Below are 24,871 nucleotides of genomic sequence, written 5' to 3'. Positions count from 1 at the left end.
ATCAACCCAGGGTGATGATCGAACGTGCGTTCTCGCGCCGTCCGATGATGTTCAACAAATTGGAAAGCGCGTCTTCGCGGCCGGGGGCGGCACTGGCTTCGCCGTTGAAGCGGAAGGAAGTGCCGTTCCAGCTGCCGCTGCCGTTCAGTTCGAGGCTGCCCTCGCGCGTGCTGAGCAGCAGCGTGGGGCGGGTGCCGCCTTCGAGTGAGAGCCGGTAGCTGCCCATCGGCCGCAGGGTCGACAGGCTGGAGGAAACATCGGTGGCGTCGAGCGTGGCCTGGCCTGCAACGCGCAGCGCGGGGCCGTCCCACTGCATGGAGAAGGCCTTGGTGGACAGGTCGAGCGCGCCTTCGAGCTTGAGCGTGTTCCAGGGCGCGCCCAGGCCGGTGAGCAGGGTGGCGGGCCAGCGCGAGCGGCTGTCCTGCCATGCGAGCTGCATGCCGCCGGCGCGCGGGCTGGCCTTGAGTTCGAGCGGCTGCGCGGCGCAGCAGGGCAGGTCGAGGCTGGCGGCGATGCCGCTCCAGCCCGGGCGCATGCGCCAGTGCAGCAGGCCGGGCAGCGACACCGCCTGCGCGCCGCCGGCGCCGCTGGCGAAGACCACGGCGGCCGTACCGTTCCAGACGGTGCCGCGCGGGTTGGCCAGCACGAGGCGGCCATGGCTCCAGTTCGACAGCGCCGCCGCGAGCCAGCGCGCCGGCGCGAACAGCACCACCGCCAGCAGCGCGCCGACCGTGATGCCGAGCAGGGCCCAGCGCCAGCCGCGGTGCGGCCGGGGTTCGGAGATCGGAGGGCGGGTCAGCATGCGGGCCTGTTGCTCATCGCGCTCATCGCGCCGCGGGCAGCGCCATGACGACGGTGCCGTCCCAGCGGACCTGCGGCGTCTTCGGCGCGTCCTTTGCGCCGGGCGACGGTGTGGCCGGCGCTGCGGTCGGCGCGCGGGTCAGATGGACTTCGCGCGGCACGGCATGCGCGTTGCCGCGGGCCTGGCCGAGCCATTGGGCGACGGTGGCAGCGGGCGCGGACCGCAGCGAGACGGCGGCAGCACCATCGCCGCCGGTCGTCACGAGCTGCGCGTTGCCGGCGCCGAAGCTGTCGCGCACCGAGGTCTCGAGCGCGCGCAGCGCGTCGTCGCGGTTCAGGCGCGGCTGCGATTGCAGTGCCTTCGCGCGGTTCTGCAAGGTGGCCATCTGCTGCAACTGCGCATCGAGTTGCGCATGTTCGGCCGGTGCCGCGGCCAGCGTGCGCAGCGCGGGGGCGAGCGCAATCCACCAAAGCAAGGCCAGTGCCACGAGCGCGGCGGCGGCGTAGACCATGCGGCGCTCGCGCACCTCCAGGGTGGCCCAGTGGGCCTTGAGCTGTTCGCTGAAATTCATCGGTTGGCCTCGGCCTGCACCAGCAGGAGGTCGCCTTCTGTACGCACGTTGTAGCCACGCGGCGCCAGCGCGCCGGTGATCTGCGAGACCTCCGACGGCTGCAGCCCGAGGCCGCGCAGGCGCAGCTGCCCGGCGCCGTAGTCGACCGCGCTCGGCACCTTGCCGGGCGGCAGGTTGGCGGCGAGTGCGCCGACCATGGGTTCGAAGTCGCTGCCCGCCACGTCGCCCACGGCCTGCTGCAATGCAGCAACTTCGCGCTGCATCTGCACCGGCGCGTCGACCACGATCTTCACCGAGGGGAAGGTCTGGGTCAGCATGGCCTTGGCGGCCTGCCGTTTCGATTCGAGCGCACTGCGTTCCTTCCAGGCCCAGGCGTTGAGTCCGATCAGCTGGGTCAGCAGCAGCACGACCACGCCCCAGCGCGCGGCGCGCCACTCGGGCGCATAGCGCAGCGTTTGCAGGACTGATGCGAATTTCTTGCCGGCGCGTGCGCGGCCGGTTGCGGCGAGGTCGAACTGCGCGAGCTCCCAGGGCGTGCGCGCGGCCTGCAGCCAGCGCTGCGGCGATTGCACGATGGGCACGCGGCGCTCGAGCAGCTGCTCGGCCGCTTCGGCCACGGCGGGTTCGGTGGTGATGACGGCGGTGTCCAGCGGCAGGCCGCCCGACAGGGCCAGCCCCGCGCCGGCCAGCGGCAGCGAGACCACGCCGTCGGCGTCGCACACCGTGAGCTGCGGCGCCTCGGGCTCGCCCGTGACCAGCAGCAGCGGCGGGCCGTCGACCGGCTGCGGCGCGAATTCAGGGACGATGCGCACCACGCGACGGCCGGCCGCTTCGAGCCCTTGCACGACGCTGCGCAGCCAGATGCGATTGCAGGCCGCGACCCACACGGGCGCGCCGGCCTTGGCGTCGGGTTCGAGCGCGAAGTGCAGGGCTTCGGGTTCGTCGAGCAGGTGTTCTTCGAGCAGGCCGTCGAGCACCGCGCGCAGCTTCGACGCGCTGCCCATGCTGCCCTTGGGCAGCGTGACGCGGTGCCACGAGAGCGCGACGGAAGGAATGCCGAGCATGACCTCGGCGCTCGAGGGCAGGAGCGCCAGCAACGCACGGCCCTGGTTGCGCAATGCAATGCCGTCGTCGCCTGCCTGGGCCCAGTCGTACTCGCCCGCGGCATCGGCCGGAGGGAGGGGGGCAATGAGCAGCAGGGGAGTCATGTGGATCTTGGAAAAGCCGGTGATTGTAGGTGCGCGTCTGACAGGCTGACGCTCTTGTTTCGATAGCGTGTTGCGCAGACGCCATGCGCGTTCGAAGGCTTTTTGTCTACAAATAGGGCATCGAAATCAGGGTTTGACCGTAGTGTCTGTTGCGCCGGCGCCGCGGGTGCGCCAGATCGTCGTTACCGTGACACCGTTGCGCTGTAGAAGCGAGCGCTCCTCGACGTAGGTGCGCTCCAGCCGCAGCCTGCCGTAGACCTCGAAGTACTGCGTGCCCACGCCGTGCTGCGCTGCATTGAAGGGCGCGCTGCCGCTGGGCAGCGCGGCGTTGGCGGCGGCAATGTCCTTGAAGAAGGCGCGCGTGCGGCGCTCCACAAGTTGGCGCGCGCTGGCGATATTGAGCGACTCCATGCTGGCGCTGATGGCTTCGGCGCTCGCGGTGTTGAGGTTGAGCGTGGTCTTCACCGGCAGGATCGTCACGTACGGTTCGAGCGCGGCGGCGGTCGACGGCGACAGGCCCAGCCACACCAGTTGCGAGACCTGCTGCGGCATCAGCGGCGCGGCGCTGGGATCGCCGCCGTCGCTGCCGTCGGTCGCGGTGCCCGTGGCAAGGGCGGCCACCAGGCCCGTGGTCATCCGGCTGAGCTCCGACGCCGGCAGGCCCAGCAGGTTGAACAGCCGGGTGAAGGTGGCGACGCTGGCGGGCACCGGCTTGCCGTTGTCGACCAGCGACAGCACGTTGAGCTTGGACTGCGCATCGACGATGCGGCCCGAGAGGAAGGCATCGGGCAGTCCTTCGAGACTGTCGCTAGACACGTTCTTGTCGGCGGCCAGGAAGCTCGTGAGCCGCGCTTCCTCGAGCGGCACGGCCCAGGGCTCTGCCAGGTTGTCGGGGCCGCCGGTGCGGCCGTCTTCGCTGAGGATCAGGCGCGACCAGTCGAGCGCGCCGACCAGCACCCAGGCAGCCTGCACGCGCGCGCGCTCGGCGCCTTCGACCTCGGCCGCGCGCCATTGCTGCCACAGCGCCGCGGCGGCGAAGGTGGCCACGAGCATCACGGTCAGCATCGCGGCGAGCAGGGCGGCGCCGGACTGGCGCTTCTTTGTTGCCGTCATGATGATTTCGCCGATCCGACGGTCGGCTTGACCCAGTCGCGCGTGAGCGTGCCCGAGAGGCCGTCTCCGGGCGGCAGCGTGATGACGAGGCGCACGCCGTCGGGCATGGCGACGACGGGGCCCGCGGGGTTGTTGGGGTTGGGCACGACGGTGGGCAACTGGCTGGCCGGCACCCAGGTGTTGTCGCGGAAGAAATAGAGCTGCCAGTTGCTGGCTGGCACCAGCGGCACGTCGCTGTAGCCGCCTCCGGCCGCGCTCGCGCCGCCGTCCTGTGCCCAGGCGGCTGCGAAGTTCCAGGCCTGCTGCCATTCGCCGCGCGTGGTGAAGGGCTGCGATTGCCAGCGCCGCCAGCGCACGCCGTCGGAGCCGGACTTCAGCATCCAGGCCACAACCTGCACCGAAGGCGCCGCGTCGTCACTGCCACGGCGCGTGAGCCGCAGCACGCGGCCGTCCCAGTCGATCGGGCGGGTCTGCGCGAGCGTGGTCACGGCGTCGAGGTCGGCGCTCCACTGCGCGAGCGTGGCCTGCAGCGTGAGGACGGCGTCGGCGCGCTGCTGGTTCTGCGTGGTGGCGCGGGACATGCTGTCCAGCCCGCGCCAGCTGATGAGCGAGAGCAGGGCCATCACCGCGATGGCGACGAGCAGTTCGATCAGCGTGAAGCCGCGGGACCTGGAGACGAGCATCAGTACCTCCCCACGATGGTGGAGATGCGCAGGATCGGCGCGTCGGCTTCGTCGCGCACCTGCACGTCGACGCGCCGGAAATTCGGGTTCAGCGTGGACGTGGTCGAAGTGGTCACGTTGAACGAGACGCCGGCCTGCAGGCAGATGGAGCCCGAGTCGCCGATTGCCGGCATTTGCCGCGACAGGCGGGCCTTGGCGAGTTCGTTCTCGGCGCACAGGTCGGCCAGCACGAGATCGGACTGGCGCTGCGCATTGCGCGTGAGCGACATCGTGGCCTGCGAACCCGCGGCCAGCGCCAGCGCGACGATGCCGAGCGCGATCAGCACTTCGATCAGCGTGAAGCCGGCGATGCGAGAGGACGGGGCAGGGCGTCGCGCGCTCATTGCACGGCCGATACGGTGAAGGGGCGCACCCCGTCGGTCGCGATGCGCAACGCGCGCGCGGGCGGGCCGGCGGAATAGAGCATGACCTGCTGCGCCGCGATGATCGGATCGGGCCCGAGCTGCAGCGCGGGAACCAGCGTGCCGTTGGCGAGAGAGGCCTGAGCTGTGATGCCCTCGGCGGCCCAGTTGGCGGGCAATGCGCCAGGCGGGAGGCCGTCGAACACGAAGCTGCCTTCGACGGGCCGCCACCGCACCACGATGCCGCTGGCGCGCGACTGGGCACGGGCCGATTCGAGCAGGGCGGCGAGCCGGTCGGCTTCGCGGTCGAGCTTGGCGGCGTTGGTGTCGCGTATCGCGAAGCTGACGGCGGCGGTGGCGATCGCGATGATGGCGATCACCACGATCAGCTCCAGCAGCGTGAAGCCGCGGGCCGGGTGGATGTGGGGGCGTGGATACCGGTTGCGGCGCAGCGCGCCCGAGCCGCTATTGCCAGCTGCCGATGTCGGCATTCTTGCCCTCGCCGCCGCTTTGGCCGTCGGCGCCGAACGAGAGCACGTCGATCTCGCCCTTGATGCCCGGGTTCATGTACTGGTACGGATGGCCCCAGGGGTCGTTGGGCAGCTTCTCGACGTAGGCCTTCCAGTTGGGTGCGGCCGGACCGGTGGTCGGGCGCGTGAGCAGCGCCTGCAGACCCTGCTCGGCGGTGGGGTAGCGCTGGTTGTCCAGGCGGTAGAGCTTGAGCGCCTGCATCAGGTTGTTGATGTCGGTGCGGGCGGCCGTCACGCGGGCGTCGTCGGCGCGCTCGATCACGTTCGGCACGATGAGCGCCGCCAGCACGCCGATGATGACCAGCACGACCATCAGTTCGATCAGCGTGAAGCCGCGTTGGGCGGTGCGGGTGGCGGCACGGAGGAATTTGTTCATAGCTTGGGCGGACATGATTCGGAAAGCGCGCTGCATGATAATCCGCAGCCATGACAAGTCCCTACTCAGCCGCTCGCTGGCATGCCCCACTTGCAACGACGGGGCTTTGGGCGCTGGCGGCCGGTGCCGCGGTGTTCTGGGCGCTGCGCCTGGCTTCACCGGCCGACGCCGTGGCGGCAGCCGCGACGATGCCGCGGCCTTCGGTGACGGCCGATTCGGATGCGGTGGCGCGGCTGCTGGGCGTGCTGCCCGCGTCACGCACGGCCCAGGTGGCGCCCGAGGCGGCCAGCCGCTTTGCGCTGTCGGGTGTGGTGGCCGACCCTTCGAAGCAGGGGGCCGCGTTGATCTCCATCGACGGCAAGCCGCCGCGGCCGTTCCGTGTCGGTTCGTCGGTCGGCGACAACTATGTGCTGCAGTCGGTGGGCCTGCGCTCGGCGACCATCGGCACGCAGGCCGACGGCCCGGCGGCGTTCACGCTGCAATTGCCGGTGCGTGCGCCGATCAGCGTTTCCAGCCCCGGGTTGCCGGCGGTGCCGATGTCCGCGCCGCCAGGGCCGCTGCCTGCGACGATGCCGGCCGTGGTGGCTCCGCCGCAGTTGCCGCAGCAACAGCAGCAACCGGGTGGCCCGCTGTCGCAACCTGCTGCTATGGCACCGCCGCCGCAACAGGCGCCCGCGCAGTAGCAGTGGACAGTTGAACGATCGAAGCCGGCCTTGAGCCGGCTTCTGCTTTTTCAGGCCTGCAGAAAGAGCCGGTACGCCGGGTTGGCCGTTTCCTCGACGTAGGGATAGCCCAGCGTTTCGAGGAAGGCGTCGAACTCGGCACCTTCGCCGGCAGGCACCTGCAGGCCCACGAGGATGCGGCCGTAGTCGGCGCCCTGGTTGCGGTAATGGAACAGGCTGATGTTCCAGTTCGGCTGCATCAGGCTCAGGAACTTGAGCAGCGCGCCGGGACGCTCGGGAAACACGAAGCGCAGCAGGCGCTCGTCATGCGCGAGGCCAGTGCGTCCGCCCACGAGGTGCCGCAGATGCTCCTTCGCAAGCTCGTCATGGGTGAGGTCGAGCGTGTTGAATCCGTGCTCGTCGAAGGTCCGCGCGATGAAGGCCGACTCGCCGCGCGCCGAGGTCGTGAGACCGACGAACACATGCGCCTTGGCTGCATCGCTTATGCGGTAGTTGAACTCGGTCACGTTGCGAGGTGCGCCGCCGCCCGTGGCTTCGGCGTCGCTCGCGGGCATCTCGCCGATCAGCTCGCAGAAGCGGCGGAAGCTGCCGCGCTCTTCGGGCATGGTGACGGCGAACAACGCCTCGCGCTCTTCACCGACTTCGGCGCGTTCGGCGACGAAACGCAGCCGGTCGAAATTCATGTTGGCGCCGCACAGAATGGCTGCATAGGTCTCGCCGTGGCGACCGTGCTGGGCAACGTATTCCTTGATGGCCGCGACCGCCAGCGCACCGGCCGGCTCGACGATGCTGCGCGTGTCCACGAAGATGTCCTTGATGGCGGCGCACACGGCGTCGGTGTCGACGGCGATGTATTCGTCGACCAGCTCGCTGGCGATGCGGAAGGTTTCCTCGCCGACCAGCTTGACCGCCGTGCCGTCGGAGAACAGGCCAACGTCGGGCAGGTTCACGCGCTGATGAGCCGCGACCGATTGCATCATTGCGTCGGAGTCGTTCATCTGCACGCCGATCACCTTGATCTCGGGTCGCACGGCCTTGATGTAGTTGGCCACGCCGGAGATCAACCCGCCGCCACCGATTGCGACGAACACTGCATCGAGCGGGCCCTGGTGCTGTCGCAGGATTTCCATTGCGATGGTGCCCTGGCCTGCGATGACATCGGGGTCGTCGAAGGGATGCACGAAGGTCAGGTTTTGCTGCGCCTGCAATTCGAGTGCGTGCAGATAGGCATCCGAATAGCTGTCGCCATGCAACACGATTTCGCCGCCAAAACCACGCACCGCATCGATTTTCAGTTTGGGCGTGGTCACCGGCATCACGATCACCGCGCGCGTACCGAGCTTGCGCGCACCCAATGCAACGCCTTGCGCGTGATTTCCAGCCGATGCGCAAATTACGCCGCTTGCCAATTGAGCAGCACTCAGATGCGCCATCTTGTTATAGGCGCCGCGCAGTTTGAAGCTGAAGACCGGTTGCTGGTCTTCGCGCTTGAGCAGCACGGTGTTGCCGAGCCGTTCGCTGAGCGCGCGCGCCTTCTCGAGCGCGGATTCGACGGCAACGTCATAGACCCGAGCATTAAGTATTTTTCTGAGATAGTCGGCGGGCGTGAGCGCCGGATTAACAGGCGCATTGCGCACGATTTTTTCCATGGGAGTTTTCATTTGCTAACTGTTGATGATAAGAGGCATCGGGATTGCATGCGAGATATGACATGGACACAAATGTCATAAACCTCTTCGGCAAAGCCCCAGCTGCAAATGATTCGGGATTTTTTGGACGCACCTATCCCGCGATTCATCCGACCGCCAATCAATTTAAAAATGAGCAGAATCTGTTATCAATTTCTGTCAGTGACCTTTCGAAAGGGCTGATGCAGGCGGAGGCTGCGCGCGTTCAGCGAAAAGAAATTGGGCGTGCCACATGGCAGGTGATGGGCAACAGATTGCGTGCGCACATCGTTCCGTTGCTCGGCGACGTGTCGGCGCAGTCGTTTGCAACCGCCGACGCGCAACGCTTGATCGATCACCTCGGAGAGCAGGGCTTCACCAGCACGACGATTGCCCAGTACCTGGTGCTGTTGCGCAAGGTGGTGATGCACGGCGTGCACATCGGTGTACTTCGCGATGCGCCTCCTTTTCCGAAGGTCAAGGTGCGCAGCCAGCCGCGCGGCAGCTTCAGCGTTGCGGAGTACCGGACGATCATCAAGACCGCGCGCAGCTTGCGAGGACACTCGCATCCGGTGCTCGATCAACTCGCGGCCGGAGAACGTTTCTGGATTGCGCGCGAGCTGCTCGTCATGCCGGACGAGTTGCCCTGGCTGATCCGCTGGATGGTGAACACCTTCGTGCGTCCGAGCGACATCAAGCTCATGAAGCACAGGCACATCGAGGTCGTGCGCGGCAAGCACGTCTATCTTCGGATGAACCTGCCGGAGACCAAGCGGCACAGTCAGCCCATCGTGAGTCTGTGTCCTGCGGTGCGGGTCTATGAATGCTTGCTCGCTTATCGTGGCGAGCATGGGTATGGCGGAGCGGAGGACTACATCTTCCTGCCGCAGTTGAAGAACCGCGAGCATGCGCTGGCGGTGCTCAACTTCTTCTTTCACTGGGTGCTCGAAAAGGCAGGGCTTGAGAAAGGGCCACTGGGCCAGTCGAGGACGCTCTACTGCCTGCGTCATACCGCGATCACGCTGCGGCTCTTGTACGGGCAAGGGATCGACATGCTGACCTTGGCACGCAATGCGCGCACGAGCGTCAATATGGTCGAGCGTTTCTACGCATCGGTGTTGAGCGGAGAAATGAATGTGGGGCTGCTGCAAAGCCGGCGTAGCCGGGCGAGCTGAGAGAAAGAGAGAGAAAGGACAAAAAGCCGCCCGGCGTGAGCCGGGCGACTTGAGGCTTTGCTGATTCGAACTGGCAAGAGCCAGCATCGGGATCAAACGAGGAAGATCAGAACGCGTGACGGATGCCGAAGTCGTAGCCCGTCGAGGTCTTCGGCGTGAACACGCCAGCAGCCGCGTTGTAGAAAGCCGGGCCACCCACGGTCAATGCCGCGCCGTTCTTGTTGCTCACGCGAGCAACCGTGGCGTAAAGGGCCGTGCGCTTCGACAGGTTGTGCACGTAACCAAGTGCCAGCTTGTTGGCCTTCGGGTCGCGTCGGGTGGCCGACAGGTTGTCGTCGTACTTGACAGCCGAGTAGGACGCTCGGATCAGGCCTGCACCAACTGGCACAGTCAGGCCAAGTAGATAGCCGTTCAGATCGACGTCGGGACGACCGCCGGCGATCGGCCGGTTTTTGTAGTCACGCGAGTTCTCGGCACGCGAAAGTTCGCCGAACAGCTTCACGGGGCCGAAGTCATACGAGGCACCCAGGTTGAAGATGTTTACCGAGTCAGTGGTGCCAGCGTAGTACTGATCGCCAACCGTGCTGTTGCCGTAGGCCACTGCGACGTCCAGAGGACCGTTTGCGTAGCCGAAGCGACCACCGATGTAACGGCCTGCGCGGCTCTTCGAGGTTGAGCTGTCCGCCGGGGTGAAGCCGCCGTTGCTGTACTTGTCGTTCTCGTGGAACGCATACATCACCTGGCCGTAAAAGCCGCCAAGGTTCGGTGGCAGGAAGTAGCCGATCGAATTGCTGGCGCGAGAGTAGTTCTGGTTGCCGCCGAAGCCGCCGGTGTCCTTGGCGCCGTAGGTCACGGCGTTGAAGCCGTTGGCCGTGTTGATCAGGTTGGAGCCAACGCCGTTGGTGCCGAACGGATCGAAGACGGTGTCGTTCCAGAACGTCGGGGTGTAGTCGCGACCCAGGCGGAGTTCGCCGAAACCACCCGACAGACTCACGGTCGAGCGACGAACGAAGGTTGCGAGGCCGGTGGCGCCGTCGTCATTGGTGATGGGGGCTTCGAGCCAGAAGCTGGCTGCCAGGCCGCCCCCCAGGTCTTCCGTACCTCGGAAGCCCAGGCGGCTGGTGTTGTAGCCAGAGTTGGCCAGCGCCGTGCGACTGACCTTCACGCTGCCCTGGTTCGTGTACGTGGGAATGCCGAAGCTGTTGCGCAGAACGGTAGGCTTCTGGTCGCGCGAACTGGACGAGTAACCGCTGATCGATGCGTCGACCACACCAAACAGCGTGACGGACGACTGAGCCGAGGCAACACCGGCAACAGCCAGGGCAGCCAGAGCAACTGCCCTTTCTGTGCGAAAACTAGAGTGGCGGCAAGGCCGGTGAGGGTGGCCTGGAAAGAAAAAAGCCCCGAGCTTTGCAGCTCGGGGCTAAATCCACCAATTGGAAGGGTGGAGGAGACAACTGGGTGCGCATACGTTTGCGCAATGAAATAAAGTATATCGACTGTTTGTTGCGTTGCAACAAGCGAGTGATGCTTTTCCCACACACAAATGGATGTCGGCGTGCATTTTTGCCCGACATCCCAGACCTGGAACTCCGAAAACCATGGAATGCACAGTAAGTTGGACCGGTGACGCAGGCACGCGATCGGCCATGGGCTTCGTTGCCGAGACGGGCAGCGGCCATGTCCTGATGATGGATGGCGCACCGGATGCCGCGAAGCCCGAGAACGGCGGACAAAACCTCGCGGCGCGGCCGATGGAAACCGTTCTTGCCGGCACCGGGGGATGCACTGCCTACGATGTCGTGCTCATACTGAAGCGCGGACGCCATCGCGTCGAGCGCTGCAGCGTCAAGCTGACCAGCGAGCGCGCCGAAAAGGACCCCAAGGTCTTCACGAAGATCCACATGCACTTCACCGTGGCGGGCAAGGGAATTCCGGCCTCAGCCGTGGAGCGCGCAATCGCACTGAGTCACGAAACGTATTGCTCCGCCAGCATCATGCTGGCGAAGACAGCCGAAATCACCACCAGTTTCGACCTGATCGAAACCTGAGCCAAGTGGCCTAGATGCGGTGCGCCAGCGTGGTCATCACGCGGGAAGCCACGCGCATCAGGGCCTTGGCCGGTGCCGGGAGCTCCGCCGCGCCGGCGTCGACAGCCTGCGACGCATGGCGGGCTTCGTCTAGCTTCATCTGCTCGACCACTGCCTTGGATGCGCTGTCTCCGGACGGAAGGCGATCGAGGTGGCTGTCCAGGTGGGCCTCCACCTGACGCTCCGTCTCTGCGACGAATCCCAGACTCAATGGGTCTCCGAGGCGGCCCGCGACGAGGCCGAGGCCGAAAGCGCCTGCGTACCAGAGAGGATTCAGGATCGACGGGCGCGCCCCCAACTCGTCAAGCCGTTGCCGGGTCCAGGCCAGGTGATCGGTTTCCTCGTGCGCCGCTTCGAGGAAATGGGCGCGCAGCGCAGGATCGCGTGTCACCGCTGCCTGGGCTGTGTAAAGCGCCTGTGCGCAGACTTCACCCACATGATTCACCCGCATCAGCGCGCCGGCTTCCCGACGTTCCGCTTCACTCATTTCACCCGGTGCCTGTGAGGGGACGGGCGTCGCCCGCGTGGCATGGGGGCGGGCAAAAAGCGTGCGCAATGCCGCGTCTGCCGCGGTCAGAACAGGGTCGATCATGAGCGTCATGTGGCTATTTGAACGCACATGCGAAATGCCATGCCGGAGCCTCGTCATATTTCACATGGTGGTGCGCAGAGGGGTCTAAGTCCTTTGTTGCAAGCGTGCAACGAAACGCGCGAGCCATCCAAGATTTCGGGCGAATTGTTTTGCCCTGCCGCAGCGGCTCTGGTGCAATAGCATCAACTTCCCAAAAGGAGGTTGGCCCGGGGTCCGGTGGGAGCACAAAAGTGCCAGTCACGGTGAGCCCTTCGCACCGGAGCCCTATGTTTAACCTTGGAGAAACTTGCAATGAAAAAATCTCTAGTTGCTCTGGCTGCCCTGGCTGTTGCCGGTGTTGCCTCGGCTCAGTCGTCCGTCACGCTGTTTGGTGTGGTCGACGCGTCGATCAGCGGCTATTCGAACACCGCCCGCGACAACCGCGCGACCGTGTTCCCCAACGCTTTCGGTATCCCCACGTACCTGAACCAAGGTTCGGTCAAGACCAGCCGCCGTGAGCTGTCTAACTCGAACTACAACTCGAGCCGCCTGGGCTTCCGTGGTACGGAAGACCTCGGTGGTGGCCTGGCAGCCAGCTTCTGGCTCGAAGCTCCGATCAGCAATGACGACGGCAGCCAAGGTGTCGCGACGTTCGCCCGTCGTTCGACCGTGAGCCTGTCGGGTGGTTTCGGTGAACTCCGCCTGGGTCGTGACTACACCGCTACGTTCTGGAACGACACCGTGTTCGATCCGTTCGGCACCAACGGCGTTGGCACCAACCTGATCTTCTCGGCCAGCAATGCGATCGGCGCCTTCGGCACCCCCGCAGCGTCGACCGGCGTGTTCAGCAACACCGGCACCAGCAACTACGTCCGCGCAAGCAATGTCGTTGGCTACTTCCTGCCGCCGAACCTGGGTGGTTTCTACGGTCAAGTGCAGTACGGCTTTGCTGAAAAGACCAAGTACGACTCGGGCATCTTCACGCCTAACGTGGCCAACAGCCAGCGTCAAGGTCGTTACGTCGGTGGTCGCTTCGGCTACGCCAACGGTCCTCTGGACGTTGCGCTGGCTTATGGCAGCAGCACCGTGGGTGACGACTACTACGCCGGCACGACCACCAAGGTCAACACGCTGAACCTGGGCGCTTCGTATGACTTCGGTCCCGTGAAGCTGTTCGGTGAACTGTCGCGCGTCAAGAACAAGATCGACTACGAAGTCACCCCGCTGGCTGGTGGCCGTCCTGACATCGACGTGACCGGTTACCTGCTCGGCGCTACCGTGCCGGTCGGTGCTGGCCTGATCCGCGCTTCGTGGTCGCATGTCAAGTACGACCAGAACCTGCCGAACAACCCGTTCGCTCTGAACACGCCTGATCCCAAGGCCAACAAGATCGCTCTGGGCTACGTGCACAACCTGTCGAAGCGCACGGCTCTGTACGCAACGATCGCTCGTGTCAGCAACAAGAACGGTGCTGGCCTGACGGTTGGCGGCCCGGCCTTCTACAACAACGCAGCTGGCGCCTTCACCCCGAAGAGCTCCACCGGCTACGACTTCGGTATCCGTCACGCTTTCTAATTTGACGCTGGCGTAAGCCAGCTTCGAATCAAAAGCTCGAAAGCCACTCGACGAAAGTCGAGTGGCTTTTTTTCGTCTGGACACTCTTGGGGAAACCACGAGGCGCACCCCCGGGGAACCACCGTGCGGGCACGCACCTTGCACTGCTAGCATGCCCCGTTCACTTCGCTCGATGAATGATTGCCTTTGTACTGCGCCGCCTGATCCAGGCCGTGATCGTGATGATCGCGGTCGCGTTCATCGCCTTTCTCCTCTTCCAATACGTCGGCGACCCCGTCGTGTTCCTGTTGGGGCAGGACGCCAAGCCTGAGCAGATCCGCGAACTGCGCGCCGCATTGGGGCTCGACCAGCCCTTCTTCGTGCAGTTCTGGCACTTTCTCGTCAATGCAGCACAAGGCGAGTTCGGCCTGAGCCTGCGCCAAGGCGCGAAGGTGTCGCGACTCATCGGCGAGCGCTTCCCCGCCACGCTTGAACTCGCGCTCGTCGCGGCCGTGCTGGCGCTGTTCATCGGCATTCCGATGGGCGTCTACACCGCGTTGCGCCGCGGCACCTTCATGAGCCAGGTGTTCATGACCGTGTCGCTGCTCGGCGTGTCCTTGCCCACCTTCCTGATCGGCATCCTGCTGATCCTCGTCTTCGCCGTGACGCTGGGGTGGTTCCCGAGCTTCGGGCGCGGCGAGACCGTGAAGCTCGGCTGGTGGACCAGCGGCCTCTTCAGTGCCGACGGCTGGCAGCACATCGTGTTGCCGGCGGTGACGCTGGCGATCTTCCAGCTCACGCTGATCATGCGGCTGGTGCGCGCCGAGATGCTCGAGGTGCTGCGCACCGACTACATCAAGTTCGCGCGCGCGCGGGGCCTGACGAACCGCGCCATCCACTTCGGCCATGCGCTCAAGAACACGCTGGTGCCCGTGATGACCATCACCGGCCTGCAGCTCGGCGGCCTGATTGCCTTCGCGATCATCACCGAGTCGGTGTTCCAGTGGCCCGGCATGGGGCTGCTGTTCATCCAGGCCGTGACCTTCGCCGACATTCCGGTGATGGCCGCCTACCTGTGCCTCATCGCCCTGATCTTCGTGGTGATCAACCTCGTGGTCGACCTGCTGTACTTCGTGGTCGATCCGCGATTGCGCGTCGGCAAGGCGGGAGGGCACTGACATGACGACAGCGACAGCAGAGGCCCCGCGCCTCAAGGCCTCCGGCCGCGCATTCGCGCACATCGCGAACTTCTATCCCGAGATCACGGCCTTCCGCCGCGACCTGCATGCGCACCCCGAGCTCGGCTTCGAGGAGATCTACACCTCCGGCCGCGTGCGCGAGGCCCTGCGCGCCTGCGGTGTCGACGAGATCCACGAGGGCATCGGCAAGACCGGCGTGGTCGGCGTCATCCGCGGTCGTTCGACGGCCAGCGGCCGCATGATCGGCCTGCGCGCCGACATGGACGCGCTGCCCATGCGCGAAGACAACGACTTCGGCTGGCGCTCCGCCAGCGAGGGCCTCATGCACGGCTGCGGCCACGACGGCCACACTGCCATGCTGGTCGGCGCCGCGCGCTACCTGGCCGAGACGCGCGACTTCGACGGCACCGCCGTGCTCATCTTCCAGCCCGGCGAAGAGGGCTGCGCCGGCGCGCGCGTGATGATCGAGGACGGCCTGTTCGACCGCTTCCCGGTCAACGCCGTCTACGCGATGCACAACTGGCCCGCCATGCCGGCCGGCACCGTCGGCATCAACCGCGGCGCGATGATGGCCGCGGCCGACCGCATCACCATCAGCATCAAGGGCAAGGGCGGCCATGGCGCGCACGCCTACCAGACCGTCGACCCCGTGATCGTCGCGGCGCACATCATTACGGCCGCACAGACCATCGTTTCGCGCAACGTGCGCCCGATCGACGCCGCCGTCATCAGCATCTGCGCGATGCAGGCCGGCGATCTCGGCGCGATGAGCGTGGTGCCGGGCGAGGCCACGCTGGTCGGCACCGTGCGCACCTTCAGCGCGCGCGTGCAGGCGCAGATCGAGCAGCGGCTGAACGAGCTGTGCGCGGCCATTGCCTCGGGCTTCGGCGCCAGCGCCAGCATCAAATATGAGCGCATCTACCCCGCCACCATCAACACCGCGCCCGAGGCCATGTTCGCGGCCGACGTGGCCGAGTCGCTGGTCGGCGCGAAGAATGTCGAGCGCAGCATGGAGCCCAGCATGGGCGCCGAAGACTTCTCTTTCATGTTGCAGAAGAAAGCCGGCGCCTACCTGCGCATCGGCCAGGACGTGCGCGACGGCGCCTACCTGCACAACAGCCGCTACGACTTCAATGACGAGATCCTGCCGCTCGGCGCCGCGCTGCATGCCGGCCTGATCGAGCAGGGCATGCCGCTTGCCGTTACCCGCGGTGCGCAGCCAGGGAGAGCCGCCGCTACCGCGGCGACGTGATGTGTTTGATTCCAACCCGAGGAGTGTTCCCATGAGTTTCAAGAAAAGTGTGGCTGCGGCCGCCGTTTTGTGCGCCCTGAGCGCCGTCAGCATGGTCGCCGGCGCGCAGACCATCCGCATCGCGAACCAGGGGGACGCGCTATCGCTGGACCCGCACTCGCTCAACGAATCGCTACAGCTGAGCGTGACCGCCAACGTCTATGAAACCCTCGTGGGCCGCAACAAGGACCTGAGCCTTGCACCGCTGCTGGCCACCAGCTGGAAGCAGACCTCGCCGAACGTCTGGCGCTTCGAACTGCGCAAGGGCGTGACCTTCCACGACGGCACCCCGTTCTCCGCCGACGACGTGGTGTTCAGCTTTGCGCGCGCCCAGGGCGACGGCTCCGACTTGCGTGCCACGCTGAGCGACATCAAGGCCGTGCGCAAGGTCGGCGACCTCGCCGTCGAGATCGAGACCAACGGCCCCTTCCCGATCCTGCCCGACGTGATCTCGCTCACCATGATCATGAGCAAGAAGTGGTGCGAGGAAAACCAGGCGACCAAGCCGGTGGATCGCCGCAAGGGCATCGAGAACACCGCCTCGTTCAAGGCCAACGGCACCGGCCCGTTCCGTGTGCGTGAGCGCCAGCCCAACGTGCGCACCGTGTTCACGCGCAACGGCACCTACTGGGGCAAGATCGACGGCAACGCGCAGGAGATCATCTTCACGCCCATCGCCAACCCGGCTACCCGCGTGGCCGCATTGGTTTCTGGCGAAGTCGACGTGATGGAGCCCGTGCCGGTGCAGGACATCGCCCGCATCAACGCCGCGCCCAACGCCCGCGTCATCACCGGCCCCGAGATGCGCACCATCTTCCTGGGCATGGACCAGAAGCGCGACGAGCTGCAGTACTCGAACATCAAGGGCAAGAACCCGTTCAAGGACAAGCGCGTTCGCCAAGCCTTCTACCAGGCCATCGACATCGTCGGCATCCAGAAGACCGTGATGCGCGGCGCCTCCAAGCCCACCGGCCTCCTGGTCGGCCCCGGCATCAACGGCTGGACTGCCGAGCAGGACAAGCGCTTGCCCTACGACGTCGAGGCCGCCAAGAAGCTGCTGACCGAAGCCGGCTACCCCAACGGCTTCGAGGTGTCGCTGAACTGCCCGAACGACCGCTACGTGAACGACGGCCAGATCTGCCAGAGCGTTGCCTCCAACCTCGCGAAGATCGGCGTCAAGATCAACCTCGTGGCTGAAACCAAGGGCACCTACTTCCCGAAGGTGCTGCGCCGCGACACCAGCTTCTACATGCTGGGCTGGACCCCGACCACCTACGACTCGCACAATGCGCTGAGCTCGCTCACCTCCTGCCCCGATGACAAGGGCACCGGCCAGTTCAACCTGGGTGCGTACTGCAACCCCAAGCTCGACGAGCTGACCAAGAAGATCCAGTCCGAGAGCGACAAGGCCAAGCGCAACGAGCTGATCAAGGAGGCGTTCAAGATGCACGCCGACGACATCGGCCACCTGCCGCTGCATCAGCAGTCGCTGGCCTGGGGCGTGAGCAAGAAGGTCGAGCTGGTGCAGCTGGCCGACAACTTCATGTACTTCAAGTGGATGAGCATCAAGCCGTGATCCCGCTGGCCACCCGCAAGGCGGCCTGACCATGGGCCCGCTTCTTGCGGGCCCATTCCTTTTGCCTCACGATGAAAAAAACACTCGCCCGTTGGCTCGACAGCGATGTCGGCTACAGCTTTCGCACGTCGCCCGTGGCCATTGGCGCGGCGCTGATCGCGCTGGTCTGCGTGGTCTGCGCGGTGTTCGCCGGATGGGTGTCGCCGCACAACCCCTTCGACCTCGCCACCCTCGAACTCGGCGATGCGCGCCTGCCGCCCGCATGGAGCGCCGAAGGTTCGTCCAAGTACCTGCTGGGCACCGATGACCAGGGCCGCGACATTCTCTCGGCCGTCATCTACGGCGCACGCATCTCGCTGATCGTCGGCCTGGTGTCGGTGGTGCTGTCGGTGGTGGTCGGCGTGGTGCTGGGCCTGCTCGCCGGCTTCTTCGGCGGCTGGCTCGACTCCTTCCTCATGCGCGTGTGCGACGTGATGCTGTCGTTTCCGCCCATCCTGGTGGCGCTGCTCATTGCCGGCGTCGGCCGCGCGCTCTTTCCCGGCGCGCACGAGTCTCTCGCCTTCGGCGTGCTGATCATTTCCATCTCGCTGACCGGCTGGGTTCAGTACGCGCGCACGGTGCGCGGTTCCACGCTGGTGGAGCGCAACAAGGAATACGTGCAGGCCGCGCGCGTCACCGGCGTGGCGCCTATGCGCATCATGCTGCGCCACGTGCTGCCCAACGTGATGGGGCCGGTGATGGTGCTGGCCACGATCCAGGTGGCCACGGCCATCATCACCGAGGCCACGCTGTCGTTCCTCGGCGTCGGCGTGCCGCCGACTTCGCCTTCGCTGGGCACGCTCATCAGCATCGGCAACCAATACCTGTTCTCGGGCGAATGGTGGATCACGGTGTTTCCGGGCCTGATGCTGGTGCTGATCGCACTCAGCGTGAACCTGCTTGGCGACTGGCTGCGCGACGCGCTCAACCCGCGTCTGCGCTGAAGAGAAAGATAAGGAGAACGCCACCATGACGCTGCTCCAGGTCAAAGACCTCGTCGTCGAATTTCCGCACCGCCGCGGCACGCTGCGTGCGCTCGACCGCATTTCATTCGACATCGCGCCCGGCGAAATCCTCGGCGTGGTGGGCGAATCGGGCGCTGGCAAGTCGCTCACCGGCGCGGCCATCATCGGCCTGCTCGAACCGCCGGGCCGTGTGGCCGGTGGCGAGATCCTGCTGGAGGGCCAGCGCATCGACAACCTCGGCTTCGACGCGATGCGGCCCATTCGCGGCCGCAAGATCGGCGCGATCTTCCAGGACCCGCTGACTTCGCTGAACCCGCTCTACACCGTGGGCCGGCAGCTGATAGAAACCATTCGCGCCCACTTGCCCGTGACCGAGAGCGAAGCGCGCAAGCGGGCTATCGGCCTGCTGCAGGACACCGGCATTCCCGCCGCCGAGCAGCGCATCGACCACTTCCCGCACCAGTTTTCGGGTGGCATGCGGCAGCGCGTGGTGATTGCGTTGGCGCTTGCGGCCGAGCCCAAGCTCATCGTGGCCGACGAGCCGACCACCGCGCTCGATGTGTCGATCCAGGCGCAGATCATTCAGCTGCTCAAGCAGGTCTGCAAAGACCGCGGCGCGGCGGTGATGCTGATCACGCACGACATGGGCGTGATCGCTGAAACCTGCGACCGCGTGGCCGTGATGTATGCCGGCCGCATTGCCGAAATCGGCCCGGTGCACGAAGTGATCCACCAGCCTGCGCACCCCTACACCTCGGGCCTGATGGCGTCGATTCCCGACATGACGAGCGACCGCGAGCGGCTCAACCAGATCGACGGTGCAATGCCGCGGCTCAACGCCATTCCCACCGGCTGTGCCTATAACCCGCGTTGCCCGCGCACCTTTGCGCGATGCCTCGTCGAGCGGCCCGAGCTCATGCATGCCGGCGCCACGCGCGCTGCCTGCTGGCTGCACGATGCCGCCGATCCGCATGCCGGCCAGGCCGAGATTGCGGCAAGGCATCACGACGCATTGGCTGCCGGCGAACGCGCCACGCCCGAAGCGGCCGAACCCATCGTGGAGGTGACGCGATGAGCGAACCGCTCGTGGTCGCACACGACCTCGCCCGCACCTTCGACGTCTCGCCGCCCTGGCTCAACCGCGTGCTCGAACGCAAGCCGCGCGTGCTGCTGCACGCGGTCGACGGCGTGAGCTTTTCCATCGAGCGCGGCAAGACGCTGGCGCTGGTGGGCGAATCGGGCTGCGGCAAGAGCACCGTGGCGCGCCTGCTGGTGGGCCTCTACGCGCCCACGCGCGGCGGCCTGCAGTTCGACGGGCAGGACGCGCACGCCGCGTTCAAGACCCCCGAGGGCCGCAAGCTGCGCCGCCGCATCCAGATGATCTTCCAAGACCCCTACGCGAGCCTCAACCCGCGCTGGATCGTCGAGGACATCATCGGCGAGCCGCTGCGCGAGCACGACATCATCAGCGACAAGGCCGCGTTGCGCGAGCGCGTGGGCGAACTGCTCAAGTCGGTCGGCCTCTCGCCGCTGGACATGAGCAAGTACCCGCACCAGTTCTCGGGCGGCCAGCGCCAGCGCATCTCGATTGCGCGCGCGCTTGCCACGCAGCCCGAGTTCCTGGTGTGCGACGAGCCCACCTCGGCGCTCGACGTGAGCGTGCAGGCGCAGGTGCTCAACATCATGAAGGACCTGCAGCGCGAGCAGGGCCTGACGTACCTCTTCATCTCGCACAACCTCGCCGTGGTGCGCCACGTGGCCGACCAGGTCGGCGTGATGTACCTGGGCCGGCTGGTCGAGGTGGCCGACAAGCAGAAGCTGTTCTCGGCGCCGCAGCATCCATACACCCGCATGCTGCTCGATGCCATTCCGCAGATGAAGCACACGGGGCGCCAGCGCACGCCAGTGCAGGGCGAAGTGCCGAACCCGCTGAACCCGCCCACGGGCTGCGCCTTTCATCCGCGCTGCCCGCATGCGAATGCGCGCTGTTCTTCCGAGCGCCCGAAGCTGCTGAGCATCAAGGGCGTGCAAGTCGCTTGCCATGCGGCCGAGGAGGGCCGCATCTAGCACGGCCGCTTAATCCGGGTCGGCGCCGCGTGTTCGGCTTCAGGTCTATAACTCCTTGGTGCTTTCGTAAAAATCACACCAAGGAGAACAGCACATGTGGGCCTTGCTCTTGTTGCCCTTCATCGGGCTTCTGTGGCTGCCGTTCTACAACAGCCCCTTGCCGGAGCTGTTCGGCTTTCCCTTCTTCTACTGGTACCAGCTGCTGTGGGTGCCGATCACCGCGCTGCTGATCTGGATCGTCTACCGCAGCGGGTATGAAGAGGGAGACGAATGATGGGCGGCCAGATCAACTGGACCGCGCTGTCGGTCTTCGTCTTCTTCTTCGTGCTGGTCACCGTGATGGGCTTCTGGGCCTCGCGCTGGCAGAGCGGCGGCGCCAAGGGCAAGGGCGCGCATCTCGACGAATGGGGCCTGGGCGGGCGCAACTTCGGCACCTGGATCACCTGGTTCCTGGTGGGCGGCGACTTCTACACCGCCTACACGGTGATCGCCGTGCCCGCGCTGGTGTACGCCGTGGGTGCCTACGGCTTCTTCGCGCTGCCGTACACCATCCTCGTGTACCCCATCGTCTTCATCATCATGCCGAAGCTCTGGCATGCCGCGCACAAGGCCGGGCACGTGACTGCCGCCGACGTGGTGTACGGGCGCTACGGCTCGCGCGCGCTGGAGCTGGCCATTGCCGTGACCGGCGTGGTCGCGACGATGCCCTACATCGCGCTGCAGCTGGTCGGCATGGAGGTGGTCATCAAGGCGCTGGGGCTCACTGGCGAGCTGCCGCTGGCGGCCGCCTTCGTGATCCTGGCGCTCTACACCTACTCGGCGGGGCTGCGCGCGCCGGCGCTCATCGCGTTCGTGAAGGACCTGATGATCTACATCGTGGTGCTGGTGGCGGTGGTGCTTGTGCCCATGAAGCTCGGCGGCTACGGCAGCGTGTTCCACGCGGCCGGCGATGCCTTCGCGGCCAAGGGCGGCGCGACGGGGCTCACGCTCAAGCCGGCGCAGTACCTGCCGTACGCGAGCCTGGCGCTGGGCTCGGCGCTCGCGGCCTTCATGTACCCGCACACGCTCACCGGCATCTTCGCGGCCAAGAGCGCCAACACCATCCGCAAGAACGCCGTCTTCCTGCCGGCGTACACGGTGCTGCTGGGGCTCATCGCGCTGCTGGGCTACATGGCCTATGCGGCCCATCTCACAGTGAAGAGCAACAACGACGTGGTGCCGGCGCTCTTCAATGCGCTGTTCCCGTCGTGGTTCGCGGGCTTCGCGTTCGCGGCCATCGCCATCGGCGCGCTGGTGCCGGCGGCGGTGATGTCGATCGGCGCGGCCAACCTGTTCACGCGCAACTTCTGGAAAGCCTACGTGCGGCCCGACGTCACGCCGGCGGGCGAGGCCAAGGTCGCGAAGATCGTGTCGCTGGTGGTCAAGCTGGGGGCGCTGGTGTTCATCCTGTTCCTGCCCACGCAGTTCGCGCTCGACCTGCAATTGCTGGGCGGCCTGTGGATCCTGCAGACCTTCCCGGCGGTGGTGTTCGGCCTGTTCTTCGGCTGGTTCCGCGCACCGGCGCTGCTGGCGGGCTGGGCCGTGGGGCTGCTCGGCGGCAGCTGGCTGGCGTTCTCGGACGGCATCAAGCCGGTGCACACCTTCGTGATCGGCGATGGCAGCTACACGCTCTACACCGGGCTGGCGGCACTGGTGTTGAACATCGTGGTCGCGGTGGTGGTGCAACTCGTGGTCAAGGGAGCGCCGCTGCGCGAGGCACCGGTGCTCGCGAGGAAGTAGGCCAGAACCGCCGATCCTCGAAAAAGTGTGCGCAAAGGCACCGCCTTGCGCCGAAAACTGTTGCAGAGTGCCGCCATGCCAACGACGACAACGCTTGCAACCTCCGAACTGGGCCGCCGCGGCTTCCTGATGGGCACCGCCCTTGGCGCGACTGCGGTGCTGGCCTCGCTGGCCTGCAGCGTGCAAGCCGCCGACGCACCTGCTGGTGGAGCTTCTCGCCGCATGCCGGTGATCTTCATCGGCCATGGCTCGCCGATGAACGCCATCAGCGACAACGCCTTCACGCGTCGGCTCTCGGCATGGGGCCGCGAGCTGCCCCGGCCCTCGGCCATCCTCAGCGTGTCGGCGCACTGGCTCAGCCGCGGCGCCACCGGTGTCGGCATGCAGGCGAAGCCGAAGACGATCCACGATTTCGGCGGCTTCCCGCAGGCGTTGTTCGACATCGAATACCCGGCGCCGGGTCACCCCGCGCTTGCCCAGGAGACCGTCGGCGTGGTGAAGCAGACGCCGGTGATCGCCACCGAGCAATGGGGCCTCGACCACGGCACGTGGTCGGTGCTGAAGCACCTGTACCCCAAGGCCGACATTCCCGTGTTCCAGCTCAGCATCGACTACGACAAGCCGGCCGCCTTCCACTACGCGGTGGGCCGCGACCTCGCCGCGCTGCGCGACAAGGGCGTGCTGGTGATGGGCAGCGGCAACGTGGTGCACAACCTGCGCGCCACCGACCGTGGAACGCCCGACGGGCCCAGCGCAAGCCGGCCATGGGCGCAGTCGTTCGACGATGCGGTGAAGTCTGCACTTGCGGGCCGTGACGACCGCGCACTGGTCGACTACGCGAAGCTGGAAGGCGCATCGACCGCCGTGGCGATGCCCGATCACTACTACCCGTTTCTCTACGCCCTCGGCGCCGCCGGGAGTGGCGAGCGCGCGAAGACGATCTACGAGGGATTCCAGTCGGGCACGCTCAGCATGCGTTGCCTGCAGTTCGGCTGAGCGCGACCGAAGCGGGCGTTACTGCTCTTCGCCCCAGGCGAAGCCGTCGCGCGCAATCATCGCGCTGGACGCGCTCGGGCCCCAGGTGCCAGCCGCATAGGGGCGCGGGCCGCCGTCCGATTCCCAGCTGTCGATCAGCGGCTCGACCCAGCGCCATGCTTCTTCCTGCTCGTCGCTGCGCACGAACAGGTTCAGGCGGCCGTCGATCACGTCAAGCAGCAGGCGCTCGTAGGCGCCCACGCGTTCGGCGCCGAAGCGCTTGTCGAAGTCGAGGTCGAGCTGCACCGGCGCCAGTTGCGCGGCCGCGCTCTGGTTGCCGTTGGTGCGCTGGCGGTTGTCCTGCGCCTGCGCGAGCATGTGAAGCTCCAGCCCGTCCTTGGGCTGCAGGTTGATCACCAGCTTGTTGACGTTGCCCGCCGGTGCCCGGTAGATGGCATGCGGCGTGGGCCTGAAGTTGACCTCGATGCGCGCGTCGCGCGAAGCCAGCCGCTTGCCGGTGCGGATGTAGAAAGGCACGCCGGCCCAGCGCCAGTTGGCGATTTCGGTGCGCAGCGCCACGAAGGTCTCGGTGCGGCTGTCGGGGTTCACGCCCGGCTCGTCGCGGTAGCCCTGCACCCGCTCGCCGTAGGCCGTGCCGGCCGTGTACTGGCCGCGCACCGTGTGCAGGCCCAGGCTCTCGGGCGTCCAGGGCTTGAGGGCGCGCAGCACCTTGAGCTTTTCGTCGCGGATGGCGTCGGCGTGCGAGTTGATCGGCGGCTCCATGGCCACGGCGCACAGCAGCTGCAGCGCGTGGTTTTGCACCATGTCGCGCAGTGCGCCGGTCTGGTCGTAGAAGGCGCCGCGCTTTTCCACGCCCAGGTCTTCGGCAATGGTGATCTGGATGTTGGAGATGTGCTCGCGGCGCCAGATGGGCTCGAACAGCGCATTGCCGAAGCGCATGGCGAACAGGTTCTGCACCGAAGGCTTGCCGAGGTAGTGGTCGATGCGAAAGACCTGCTTTTCTTCGAGCACCTTGCCAACGGCGGAGTTGATGGCGCGGTTGGAAGCCAGGTCGTGGCCCAGCGGTTTCTCCAGCACGATGCGGGTCCTGGAGCCATTGAGCCCGGCCGCCGCGATCTGCTCGACCACCTGGGTGAAGAGCGCGGGCGCCGTGGCCACGTACATCACCACCGTCTTGGCGTCGCGCTGGTTGAGCAGGCTCGCCAGGCGGGCATAGTCGTCGGGCTTCGAGAGGTCCATGCGCAGGTAGTGCAGCATCGAGGCGAACTTCTCGAACTCCTCCGGTGAAGGCCGCTTGGCGCCTTCGACCGCCTTGAAGCGCGACTGGATCAGCTCCCGGTACTGGTCGTCCGACAGGTCGTCCCGCGCCACGCCGACGATGCGGCCGTCAGGTGGCAGACTGCCGTGCCGGAATGCCTGGAACAGCGCGGGCATCAGCTTGCGCCACGCGAGATCGCCAGTACCGCCGAACAGAACGAGATCGAAGCTCATGAGAAAACTTTCCTTTGTCTGAGTGCCGAGGCAGGCTGCATGCG

Annotated in this window: 25 protein-coding genes; 13 read left to right on the top strand and 12 right to left on the bottom strand. The window is 66.2% G+C overall.

The window, feature by feature from the left end; all coding sequences use genetic code 11:
• Nucleotide 1: 1 nt before the first annotated feature.
• From gspN to gspG, 8 genes are all read right to left on the bottom strand, one after another.
• Nucleotides 2-802 (bottom strand): type II secretion system protein N, encoded by an 801-nt coding sequence (gene gspN / locus BMW87_RS09705; RefSeq protein ID WP_093048289.1) that lies wholly within the window; start codon nucleotides 800-802, stop codon nucleotides 2-4.
• A gap of 22 nt (nucleotides 803-824) precedes the next feature.
• A complete protein-coding gene (gene gspM / locus BMW87_RS09700; RefSeq protein ID WP_093075969.1) occupies nucleotides 825-1,373 on the bottom strand; it encodes a type II secretion system protein GspM in 549 nt (182 codons plus the stop codon).
• Nucleotides 1,370-2,581 (bottom strand): type II secretion system protein GspL, encoded by a 1,212-nt coding sequence (gene gspL, locus BMW87_RS09695; protein WP_093048295.1) that lies wholly within the window; start codon nucleotides 2,579-2,581, stop codon nucleotides 1,370-1,372. Before gspL ends, gspM begins: the two co-directional genes overlap by 4 nt.
• A gap of 126 nt (nucleotides 2,582-2,707) precedes the next feature.
• Nucleotides 2,708-3,694: a type II secretion system minor pseudopilin GspK gene (gene gspK / locus BMW87_RS09690; protein WP_093048298.1), complete on the bottom strand. Its 987-nt coding sequence runs from the start codon at nucleotides 3,692-3,694 to the stop codon at nucleotides 2,708-2,710.
• Nucleotides 3,691-4,377 (bottom strand): PulJ/GspJ family protein, encoded by a 687-nt coding sequence (locus BMW87_RS09685; protein WP_093048300.1) that lies wholly within the window; start codon nucleotides 4,375-4,377, stop codon nucleotides 3,691-3,693. The genes gspK and BMW87_RS09685 overlap by 4 nt, the downstream gene beginning before the upstream one ends.
• Nucleotides 4,377-4,760, bottom strand: coding sequence for a type II secretion system minor pseudopilin GspI (gene gspI / locus BMW87_RS09680; protein WP_093048303.1), 384 nt, complete (start codon nucleotides 4,758-4,760; stop codon nucleotides 4,377-4,379). Before gspI ends, BMW87_RS09685 begins: the two co-directional genes overlap by 1 nt.
• Nucleotides 4,757-5,269, bottom strand: a complete 513-nt coding sequence (locus BMW87_RS09675; protein ID WP_093048305.1) for a prepilin-type N-terminal cleavage/methylation domain-containing protein — start codon at nucleotides 5,267-5,269, stop codon at nucleotides 4,757-4,759. The genes gspI and BMW87_RS09675 overlap by 4 nt, the downstream gene beginning before the upstream one ends.
• A complete protein-coding gene (gene gspG, locus BMW87_RS09670; protein WP_093048308.1) occupies nucleotides 5,244-5,684 on the bottom strand; it encodes a type II secretion system major pseudopilin GspG in 441 nt (146 codons plus the stop codon). The genes BMW87_RS09675 and gspG overlap by 26 nt, the downstream gene beginning before the upstream one ends.
• A gap of 50 nt (nucleotides 5,685-5,734) precedes the next feature.
• On the opposite strand from gspG, the gene BMW87_RS09665 reads away from it, so the two are divergent.
• Complete coding sequence (locus tag BMW87_RS09665) at nucleotides 5,735-6,367, top strand: type II secretion system protein N (protein WP_093075967.1); 633 nt, start codon at nucleotides 5,735-5,737, stop codon at nucleotides 6,365-6,367.
• A gap of 50 nt (nucleotides 6,368-6,417) precedes the next feature.
• Here BMW87_RS09665 and ilvA read toward each other — a convergent pair whose 3' ends face one another.
• Complete coding sequence (ilvA, locus tag BMW87_RS09660) at nucleotides 6,418-8,028, bottom strand: threonine ammonia-lyase, biosynthetic (protein ID WP_093048314.1); 1,611 nt, start codon at nucleotides 8,026-8,028, stop codon at nucleotides 6,418-6,420.
• A gap of 50 nt (nucleotides 8,029-8,078) precedes the next feature.
• Between ilvA and BMW87_RS09655 the strand changes: the two genes are divergently transcribed.
• On the top strand, nucleotides 8,079-9,209 hold the full coding sequence (locus BMW87_RS09655) for a hypothetical protein (RefSeq protein WP_093075966.1): 1,131 nt from the start codon (nucleotides 8,079-8,081) through the stop codon (nucleotides 9,207-9,209).
• Between the two features lie 106 nt (nucleotides 9,210-9,315).
• On the opposite strand, the gene BMW87_RS09650 is transcribed toward BMW87_RS09655, so the two are convergent.
• Nucleotides 9,316-10,539 carry a porin gene (locus BMW87_RS09650; protein ID WP_093075964.1) on the bottom strand — a complete coding sequence of 408 codons (1,224 nt, stop codon included), beginning with the start codon at nucleotides 10,537-10,539 and terminating at the stop codon, nucleotides 9,316-9,318.
• Between the two features lie 271 nt (nucleotides 10,540-10,810).
• Between BMW87_RS09650 and BMW87_RS09645 the strand changes: the two genes are divergently transcribed.
• A complete protein-coding gene (locus BMW87_RS09645) occupies nucleotides 10,811-11,260 on the top strand; it encodes an OsmC family protein (protein WP_007834112.1) in 450 nt (149 codons plus the stop codon).
• Nucleotides 11,261-11,270: 10 nt separating this feature from the next.
• On the opposite strand, the gene coq7 is transcribed toward BMW87_RS09645, so the two are convergent.
• The gene (gene coq7, locus BMW87_RS09640) at nucleotides 11,271-11,900 is read right to left on the bottom strand and encodes a 2-polyprenyl-3-methyl-6-methoxy-1,4-benzoquinone monooxygenase (RefSeq protein WP_093075963.1); all 630 of its coding nucleotides are present in this window, start codon (nucleotides 11,898-11,900) and stop codon (nucleotides 11,271-11,273) included.
• Nucleotides 11,901-12,182: 282 nt separating this feature from the next.
• On the opposite strand from coq7, the gene BMW87_RS09635 reads away from it, so the two are divergent.
• The 10 genes from BMW87_RS09635 to ygiD all read left to right on the top strand — a co-directional run bounded on the left by BMW87_RS09635 (nucleotide 12,183) and on the right by ygiD (nucleotide 23,336).
• Nucleotides 12,183-13,445 carry a porin gene (locus BMW87_RS09635; protein WP_093075961.1) on the top strand — a complete coding sequence of 421 codons (1,263 nt, stop codon included), beginning with the start codon at nucleotides 12,183-12,185 and terminating at the stop codon, nucleotides 13,443-13,445.
• 176 nt (nucleotides 13,446-13,621) lie between these two features.
• Nucleotides 13,622-14,602, top strand: a complete 981-nt coding sequence (locus BMW87_RS09630) for an ABC transporter permease (protein ID WP_093048330.1) — start codon at nucleotides 13,622-13,624, stop codon at nucleotides 14,600-14,602.
• A gap of 1 nt (nucleotide 14,603) precedes the next feature.
• Nucleotides 14,604-15,875 carry a M20 aminoacylase family protein gene (locus BMW87_RS09625; RefSeq protein ID WP_093075960.1) on the top strand — a complete coding sequence of 424 codons (1,272 nt, stop codon included), beginning with the start codon at nucleotides 14,604-14,606 and terminating at the stop codon, nucleotides 15,873-15,875.
• A gap of 31 nt (nucleotides 15,876-15,906) precedes the next feature.
• A complete protein-coding gene (locus BMW87_RS09620) occupies nucleotides 15,907-17,490 on the top strand; it encodes an ABC transporter substrate-binding protein (protein WP_093048336.1) in 1,584 nt (527 codons plus the stop codon).
• A 71-nt stretch (nucleotides 17,491-17,561) separates the two neighbouring features.
• Entirely contained in the window at nucleotides 17,562-18,473 is a 912-nt protein-coding gene (locus tag BMW87_RS09615; protein WP_093075958.1) for an ABC transporter permease, read from the top strand.
• A gap of 25 nt (nucleotides 18,474-18,498) precedes the next feature.
• Entirely contained in the window at nucleotides 18,499-19,569 is a 1,071-nt protein-coding gene (locus BMW87_RS09610) for an ABC transporter ATP-binding protein (protein WP_093075957.1), read from the top strand.
• On the top strand, nucleotides 19,566-20,561 hold the full coding sequence (locus BMW87_RS09605) for an ABC transporter ATP-binding protein (RefSeq protein WP_093075955.1): 996 nt from the start codon (nucleotides 19,566-19,568) through the stop codon (nucleotides 20,559-20,561). Before BMW87_RS09610 ends, BMW87_RS09605 begins: the two co-directional genes overlap by 4 nt.
• Before the next feature lie 94 nt (nucleotides 20,562-20,655).
• The gene (locus BMW87_RS09600) at nucleotides 20,656-20,835 is read left to right on the top strand and encodes a DUF3311 domain-containing protein (protein ID WP_093075954.1); all 180 of its coding nucleotides are present in this window, start codon (nucleotides 20,656-20,658) and stop codon (nucleotides 20,833-20,835) included.
• Entirely contained in the window at nucleotides 20,835-22,340 is a 1,506-nt protein-coding gene (gene mctP / locus BMW87_RS09595) for a monocarboxylate uptake permease MctP (protein WP_093050277.1), read from the top strand. Before BMW87_RS09600 ends, mctP begins: the two co-directional genes overlap by 1 nt.
• Nucleotides 22,341-22,415: 75 nt before the next feature.
• Entirely contained in the window at nucleotides 22,416-23,336 is a 921-nt protein-coding gene (gene ygiD / locus BMW87_RS09590) for a 4,5-DOPA-extradiol-dioxygenase (RefSeq protein ID WP_093076088.1), read from the top strand.
• 18 nt (nucleotides 23,337-23,354) lie between these two features.
• Here the strand turns inward: ygiD and zwf are convergent, their stop codons facing one another.
• Nucleotides 23,355-24,827: a glucose-6-phosphate dehydrogenase gene (gene zwf / locus BMW87_RS09585; protein ID WP_093048351.1), complete on the bottom strand. Its 1,473-nt coding sequence runs from the start codon at nucleotides 24,825-24,827 to the stop codon at nucleotides 23,355-23,357.
• Nucleotides 24,828-24,871 lie beyond the last annotated feature (44 nt).

This window comes from Variovorax sp. OV084, from assembly GCF_900111625.1.
In the GTDB taxonomy this organism is placed as follows: Bacteria; Pseudomonadota; Gammaproteobacteria; order Burkholderiales; family Burkholderiaceae_C; genus Variovorax.
The sequence above is the reverse complement of the archived record's forward strand: the minus strand, read 5'-3'. Positions and strand labels throughout refer to the sequence as shown.